6 protein-coding genes and 2 pseudogenes are annotated in these 7,230 nt (G+C 69.9%); 5 read left to right on the top strand and 3 right to left on the bottom strand.

The features are described from left to right. A pseudogene (locus QM611_RS10685) lies at positions 1-312 on the bottom strand (hypothetical protein); the annotation flags it as partial. After that, positions 309-665: a PadR family transcriptional regulator gene (locus tag QM611_RS10680; protein ID WP_415079903.1), complete on the bottom strand. Its 357-nt coding sequence runs from the start codon at positions 663-665 to the stop codon at positions 309-311. The pseudogene QM611_RS10685 and the gene QM611_RS10680, both read right to left, overlap by 4 nt. A 229-nt stretch (positions 666-894) precedes the next feature. Here QM611_RS10680 and QM611_RS10675 point away from each other — a divergent pair, with 229 nt between their 5' ends. From QM611_RS10675 to QM611_RS10655, 5 genes are all read left to right on the top strand, one after another. Continuing rightward, a complete protein-coding gene (locus tag QM611_RS10675) occupies positions 895-1,263 on the top strand; it encodes a hypothetical protein (protein WP_415079902.1) in 369 nt (122 codons plus the stop codon). Positions 1,264-1,544: 281 nt separating this feature from the next. Beyond that, positions 1,545-3,179, top strand: coding sequence for an ABC transporter substrate-binding protein (locus QM611_RS10670; protein ID WP_415079901.1), 1,635 nt, complete (start codon positions 1,545-1,547; stop codon positions 3,177-3,179). Between the two features lie 81 nt (positions 3,180-3,260). Further along, complete coding sequence (locus QM611_RS10665; protein WP_415079900.1) at positions 3,261-4,355, top strand: ABC transporter permease; 1,095 nt, start codon at positions 3,261-3,263, stop codon at positions 4,353-4,355. A 1-nt stretch (position 4,356) separates the two neighbouring features. Continuing rightward, positions 4,357-5,355 (top strand): ABC transporter permease, encoded by a 999-nt coding sequence (locus tag QM611_RS10660; protein ID WP_415079899.1) that lies wholly within the window; start codon positions 4,357-4,359, stop codon positions 5,353-5,355. Beyond that, positions 5,355-7,016, top strand: a complete 1,662-nt coding sequence (locus tag QM611_RS10655; protein ID WP_415079898.1) for an ABC transporter ATP-binding protein — start codon at positions 5,355-5,357, stop codon at positions 7,014-7,016. The genes QM611_RS10660 and QM611_RS10655 overlap by 1 nt, the downstream gene beginning before the upstream one ends. A 5-nt stretch (positions 7,017-7,021) precedes the next feature. On the opposite strand, the pseudogene QM611_RS10650 reads toward QM611_RS10655, so the two are convergent. Continuing rightward, positions 7,022-7,230 (bottom strand): annotated as a pseudogene (locus QM611_RS10650) (hypothetical protein); the annotation flags it as partial.

Raw genomic sequence — 7,230 nt, 5'->3', positions numbered from 1 at the left:
GCGCGACGAGCGCAGGCGGGCGGATGCCGCGGCGCGGGCCCGCGCCACGCGCTCGCGCAGCGGCACACGGGCGGAGGCGGCATCCGATCTCTCGGGCAGCCCCGCGGCCGACCGCAGCTCGCTCGCGTACGCGACCGGCTCGGGCAGCTCGAACCCGTCGCCGGCGTCGGCGGCCTGGTCGGCGAGGTCGGCCTCGAGCCCGTCGACCAGATCGTCGACCTCCTCGACGGGCAGGTCGCCGAGCTCGCGGCGCACGGCTGCGGCAAACGCAGAGATACGGATGTCGAGGGCAGTGGATGTCGTGGTGTTCACCGGTTCTCTCCGATCGTGCGCAGGGGCTTGGCGGCGGGGGCGTCGAGCAAGGCCGACATCGCCCCGGCGAAGCGCGCCCAATCGGCGCGTTGGCTCGCCAGCAGGTCGCGGCCCTGCGCGTTGATGGCGTAGTACTTGCGGTTCGGCCCGCCGTCGGACGGCACGACGTAGCTCGACAGCGCGCCCGCGCTGTAGAGGCGCCGCAGCGTGCCGTAGACCGACGCGTCGCCGACGTCGCCGAGCCCGGCGTCGCGCAGGCGACGCACGATGTCGTAGCCGTATCCGTCGTCGTGCTGGATGACGGCGAGCACCGCCGCATCCAGCACGCCTTTGAGCAACTGCGTGGTGTCCACCGCGCCCCCTTCGCTTAGGTTCAGAATGCACAGTACCACGCAATATGTAGTACTTCGCAGCGCGTGGAATAGCGTGTCGGCGGCGTGACGCGTCGCCGCGAGGGGCCGGGGTTCATCCTGGTGCTGGATCTGACCAAGCGGGGCGCGGACGCCGTGGTGGCGCGGGTCGGGCTGCCGGACGAGGCCAGCAGCGCGGCCGAGGGCTGGTGGACGAACCCGGTCTCGGGGGATGAACTTCGGGTTGGTCGAGGACACGGGCGAGGTCTGGGTGTCCACGTGGGGCAGCACGGGCAAGGTCGACATCATCAACGTCACCGAGCCCGACAGCGCGCTCTCGAGCACGCCGACCCCGAAGATCTCGGGCACGGCGAAGATCGGCGAGAAGCTGACCGCCAAGCCCGGAACGTGGGACAGCGGAGTCACGCTCACCCACCGGTGGTACGCGGACGGCAAGGCGATCACGGGCGCGACGAAGTCGAAGTACACCCTGAAGAAGGCGCAGGCTGGCAAGCGCATCACCGTCAAGGTGACGGGCAAAAAGTCCGGTTACACGACGGTGACCAAGGCTTCGAAGGTGACTCGCACCGTTCGGCGGTAGTTCCCTCGACGCCGTCGCTTCGGGCGCCATCCGATCGGGAGCGCGGCGCCCCGCGAACACTCACGCTCTGATCCCCCTGGGGATCAGAGCGTGAGTGCTTGCGGAGGCCGTCTCGCGCTGCCGCCTGAGCGCCCGGCGGCACCAGGTGTCACCGCGTGAGGGTCTCAGTCTCGTCACGAAACGACACGGAGCGATGCTTCGCGCGCGCTCGGGAGTGAAGATAGCCGGATGGGCGGCGCCACACCCGCGCCGCCGACTTCACCAACAGCAGAGGTAGCACTATGTCACTGCACCATTCCGGGCCTGGACGTCTCGCGCTCGCCGTCGGGGCCCTCGGGACCTCGGCCCTTCTCCTCGCCGGCTGCGCGGGCGGCGGGGGAAACGAGTCGACCAACGAGGGCAGCTCGAGCGAGCCGATCATCGTGGGCACCACCGACAAGGTCACCACTCTCGATCCGGCCGGCTCTTACGACAACGGCTCGCTCGCCGTGCAGACCCAGGTGTTCCCGTACCTGGTGAACACCGACTACAACAGCACCGAGGTCGTGCCCGACCTCGCCGAGTCGGCGGAGTTCACCGCCCCGACTGAGTACACGGTGACGCTGCCGGCCGGTCTGAAGTGGGCCAACGGCAACGACCTCACCTCCGCCGACGTGAAGTTCTCGTTCGACCGCAACCTCAAGATCGCCGACCCGAACGGCGCATCGAGCCTGCTCTACAACCTCGACAGCGTCGAGACGCCCGACGACACCACGGTGGTCTTCAATCTGAAGACCGCCAACGACCAGGTGTTCCCGTTCATTCTGACCAGCTTCCCCGGCGCGATCGTCGACGACGAGGTGTTCTCCGCGGACGCGGTCACCCCCGACGCGGACATTGTGGACGCGGATGCGTTCGGCGGCCCCTACCGCATCACCTCGTGGGACTTCAACAAGACCGTGGAGTTCGCCCCGAACGAGAACTACCAGGGGCTGCTGGACCCGGCAGTGAACGCGGGCGTCATCCTGAGCTACTTCGCCGAGTCGTCGAACCTCAAGCTCGCCGTCCAGGAGGGCGATGTCGACCTGGCGTACCGCAGCCTTTCGGCGACGGATGTCGACGACCTCAGCACGAACGACAGCGTGAAGGTCGTCAACGGCCCGGGCGGAGAGATCCGCTACATCGTCTTCAACTTCGACACCCAGCCGTACGGCGCGAAGACGTCTGACGCCGACTCGAAGAAGGCCCTCGCGGTGCGCCAGGCGGTGGCCGATCTCATCGACCGGGAGGCGATCTCGGAACAGGTCTACAAGGGCACCTACACGCCGCTGTACTCCTTCGTGCCGGAGGGCTTCACCGGCGCCACCGAGGTGCTGAAGGAGCTGTACGGCGACGGAAACGGCGGCCCCGACGCCGCCAAGGCCAAGCAGCGCCTCGAGGACGCGGGCGTCACGACGCCGGTGAAGCTGAGCTTGCAGTACAACCCGGACCACTACGGCCCCTCGTCGGGCGACGAGTACGCGCTGGTCAAGTCGCAGCTCGAGGCCGACGGCCTGTTCGAAGTCGACCTCAAGTCGACCGAGTGGGTCCAGTACTCCGAGGACCGCACCGCCGACGTGTACCCGGCGTACCAGCTGGGCTGGTTCCCGGACTACTCCGACGCGGACAACTACCTCACGCCGTTCTTCCTGAAGAACAACTTCCTGGGGAACCACTTCTCGGACGACGAGACCGAGAAGCTGATCCTGCAGCAGGCGGTGGAGACCGACCCGGACAAGCGCACACAGGAGATCGAGGACATCCAGGCTCGCGTGGCCGAGCTGTTGTCCACGGTCCCGTTGCTGCAGGGCGCACAGGTCGCTGTGGCCGCGACAGGAGTCGACGGCGTCATTCTCGACGCGTCGTTCAAGCTGCGCTTCGCGCCGCTGACCAAGTAGCGGGAGCACCGGTGGGGCGGCCGCGGGGCCGCCCCACCGACTCGCCGCCAAGACAGTCCGCAACGCAGTTAGGCTCCCTCTATGACGACGAGCGACGTCGCCGCGGCGCCGGTCGATGAGCCGCCCCCGGCACTGGCGGCGCGCCGCTCGGGAGGCGGGGGGATGCTGGGCCGGTACATCCTGGTCCGCTTCCTCCTGATCATCCCGACCGTGCTGATCCTCGTCACCCTGGTCTTCTTCCTCATCCGGCTCACCGGCGACCCGATCACCGCGGCGCTCGGCGGGCGCCTTCCGGCCGACCAACTGGCCGAGCGCATCAAGGAAGCCGGATACGACCGCCCCGTCATCGTCCAGTACTTCGAGTACTTGGGCCAGATCCTCACCGGGAACTTCGGCACGACGCTGACCGACAACCAGCCCGTCACGCATGTGCTGCTCACATACGGCGCGGCCACGCTCGAACTCGTCGTGTACGCCCTGGTGGTGGCGTTCATCGTCGGCATCCCGCTCGGACTGGTCGCCGCAGCCAAGCGCGACCGGGCGCCGGACGCGGTGCTGCGCGTGAGCGCCATCCTCTTCTACGCGACCCCGGTGTTCTTCTCCGGGCTCGTCGCGAAGCTCGTGTTCTCGGTATGGCTCGGCTGGCTGCCGGTGAGCGGCCGGGCCAGCGTGCGCACCGAGATCGCGCTCAGCCGCGACGGTGGCACGGGGATCTACCTCGTCGACGCGATCGCGTCGGGCAACGCGGCGTACGTCGGCGACGTGCTCGCCCACGCCGTGCTGCCCGCCCTCACGCTGGGCCTGCTCACCGCGGGCATCTTCCTGCGCCTCGTGCGCACCAACGTGATCGGCACGCACAACATGCCGTACATCGACGCGGCGCGCTCGCGCGGCGTCACCGAGTACCGCCTCGTGCGCAAGCACGCGTACAAGCCCGCGCTCATCCCCATCGTCACCGTCATCGGACTGCAGGTCGCGATGATGCTCGGCGGCGCGGTGCTCACCGAGACCACCTTCGAGTGGACGGGCCTCGGCTTCCAGTTGGCCGCCTACCTTTCCGCGCGCGACTTCGTCGCCGTGCAGGGCATCGTCGCCCTGATCGCGATCATCGTGGCGCTCACGAACTTCGTGGTCGACGTGATCGCCGCCTTCCTCGACCCGAGGGTGAGGTACTGACATGGCCGTGCGCTCGCGGCGCCTCGTCGACCGCCTGCCGATCGTCCACCAGCTGCGGCAGTCAGTGGGCCTGCAGCGCGGGATGCTGATTGTCGGCTTAGTGCTGACCGCGCTGTTCCTCCTCTCCGCCGTGCTCGCTCCGTGGATCGCGCCGTACGGCTACAACCAGTTGCGCGGGCCGGACGGCAATTTCGGCTCCCAGCAGCCGCCGAGCGCCGCGCACTGGTTCGGCACGACGGTCGGCGGCTACGACGTGCTCTCTCGCGTGCTGTGGGGCGCGCAGACCGCGCTGATGGTCATCCTCGTGGCGCTTGCGCTGTCGGTGTTCGTCGGAGTGCTCCTGGGTCTGGTCTCCGGCTATCTGGGCGGCTGGGTCGACCGCGTTCTGGTGGTGGTCGCCGACGCGATCTACGCGTTCCCGACCCTGCTGCTCGCGATCGTCGCGGCCATCGCGATCAGCGGTGGGCAGTCCGGGCTGTGGCCGGGGGTGCTCGCGGCGGCGGTGTCGATCACCGTCGTGTTCATCCCGCAGTACTTCCGGGTCGTGCGCGCCGAGGTCGTGCGCGTCAAATCCGAAGCCTTTGTCGAGTCGGCGAAAGTCATCGGCGCGTCCACTCCGCGCATCATGTTCCGGCACGTGTTGCGCAACGCGACGCGAACCCTCCCGCTCATCGTGACCCTCAATGCCTCCGAGGCGATCGCCACCCTGGCCGCCCTCGGCTTCCTCGGCTTCGGCATCGAGCCCACCGCCGCCGCCGAGTGGGGGTACGACCTCAACAAGTCGATCAGCGACGTGGCCGCGGGAATCTGGTGGACCTCGATCCCGCCCGGCATCGCGATTGTGCTGGCGATCCTCGGCATCACGCTCATCGGCGAGAGCCTGAACGACCTCGCCGACCCCCGCCTGCGCGCCCGCCGGCGGGCCAAGGGGCAGACGCCCGCCGACGCGGTGTCGGCCACTCGCCCCGCCACCCGCGAGTTCCTGGGAGAGGTGGAGTGATGGCGATCTCCGCGGACGGGCTGGCCGTCGACATCCGCCACCTCGACGTGGCGTTCGCGACCGACGGAGGCGACGTGCGCGCTGTTCGCGACGTGTCGCTCGACGTGCGCCGCGGCGAAGTCCTCGCCGTGGTCGGCGAGTCGGGCAGCGGCAAGACCGTCACCGCCCGCTCGATCCTGGGGCTCCTGCCCGAGACGGCGACCGTGAACGGCGCGGTGGTGCTCGACGGGACGGATGTCGCAGGGCTCGACGCGCGGGCGCTGCGCGAGGTGCGCGGCACGAAGGCGGCGATGATCTTCCAGGAGCCGTCGACCGCGCTCAACCCGGTGTGGACAGTCGGCTGGCAGCTCATCGAGGGGCTGCGCGCGCACGGCCGGCACTCCAAGGCCGAGGCCAGGGCGCGGGCCGTCGAGATGCTGCGCCGGGTCGGCATCCCCGACCCCGAGCGCCGCGTCGACGACTACCCGCACCAGTTCTCGGGCGGGCAGAAGCAGCGCATCGTCATCGCGATGGCGCTCGCGCTCGAGCCCGCGGTGATCATCGCCGACGAGCCCACCACCGCGCTCGATGTCACCGTGCAGGCCGAGATCCTCGACCTGCTGCGGCGCCTGCGCGACGAGGACGGCACCGCGATCGTGCTGATCACGCACAACATGGGCGTCGTCGCCGACCTGGCCGACCGGGTCGCCGTCATGCTCGAGGGGGAGATCGTCGAGACCGCGCCGGTGCACGAGCTGTTCGAGGCGCCCGCGCACGAGTACACCCGGCGCCTGCTGGACGCGGTGCCGCGGATGCAGGTCGCTGACCGGCCGATTCCCGAGGCCGCGGTGACCGCCGAGCCCGTGGTGGTGGCCGACCAGCTGGTGATCGAGTACACCGGGCGGTTCGGGCGCTCGGCGTTCCGCGCCGTCGACCGCGTCGACTTCACGATCTCGCCCGGGGAAGTGCTGGGCCTGGTCGGCGAGAGCGGGTCGGGCAAGACCACGATCGGCCGCGCCATCGCCGGGCTCACCCCGGTCGCGGGCGGCTCGCTGCGCGTGCTGGGCACAGAGATGCGCGGGGTGCGAGAACGCGCCTTCCGTCCTCGGCGCAAAGAGCTCGGCTTCGTGTTCCAAGACCCGGCCACGAGCTTCAATCCGCTCTCGACCATCGCGCAGAACGTCGCCGAGCCGCTCATCGTGCACGGCGGCGCGCGTGACGCCGCGGCGGCGCGAGCGAAGGTCGACGAGCTGCTCGAGGCGGTGCAGCTGCCCGCCGCCTTCGGCGATCGCTTCCCGCACGAGCTCTCCGGCGGGCAGCGGCAGCGCGCCTCGCTCGCTCGGGCGCTCGCGCTCGACCCGAAGCTGCTCATCGCCGACGAGCCGACGAGCGCGCTGGACGTGTCGGTGCAGGCCCGCGTGCTCGACCTGTTCGGCGAGCTGCAGGAGCGCTTCGGCTTCGCGACGCTGTTCATCACGCACGACCTCGCGGTCGTCGACATGCTCGCGCACCGGGTGGTGGTCTTGCACCACGGGCGCATCGCCGAGGCGGGGCCGACCGCCGACGTGCTGGGACGGCCCACCGACGCCTACACGCGCCGCCTCATCGCCTCACTGCCAGTGCCCGACCCTGTCGAGCAGGCGGCCCGCCGCGCGGTGTGGCAGCGGACCCTGGCCGATTGACGCGCTCAGTTCAAGAACGAGAAAAACCGGCTGAAAAGGCCGGCGTTGGCTGCGAGCCAGATGAGCACGAAGAAGCCAACGACGATGAAGCCCGCCCATGGCACGGCGCGTCGCAAGCGCTGGCCCTCGGCCGCGACCCCCGGCGGTGGCGGGGTGAGCACGGCGGCGGGCGCGGCGAACGGAAGCTCGGCCGCGGCGGCGGCCCCGGCGGCGG

The organism is Microbacterium sp. (assembly GCF_047606685.1).
GTDB lineage: Bacteria > Actinomycetota > Actinomycetes > Actinomycetales > Microbacteriaceae > Microbacterium.
Note: the sequence above shows the minus strand (reverse complement) of the source record. Positions and strands in the feature narration are given on the sequence as shown.

Bases quoted from the DNA above. Each gene is read 5' to 3' on its own strand.
- QM611_RS10675 (WP_415079902.1), top strand. From the start codon at position 895: ATGAACTTCGGGTTGGTCGAGGACACGGGCGAGGTCTGGGTGTCCACG.
- QM611_RS10670 (WP_415079901.1), top strand. From the start codon at position 1,545: ATGTCACTGCACCATTCCGGGCCTGGACGTCTCGCGCTCGCCGTCGGG.
- QM611_RS10665 (WP_415079900.1), top strand. From the start codon at position 3,261: ATGACGACGAGCGACGTCGCCGCGGCGCCGGTCGATGAGCCGCCCCCG.
- QM611_RS10660 (WP_415079899.1), top strand. From the start codon at position 4,357: ATGGCCGTGCGCTCGCGGCGCCTCGTCGACCGCCTGCCGATCGTCCAC.
- QM611_RS10655 (WP_415079898.1), top strand. From the start codon at position 5,355: ATGGCGATCTCCGCGGACGGGCTGGCCGTCGACATCCGCCACCTCGAC.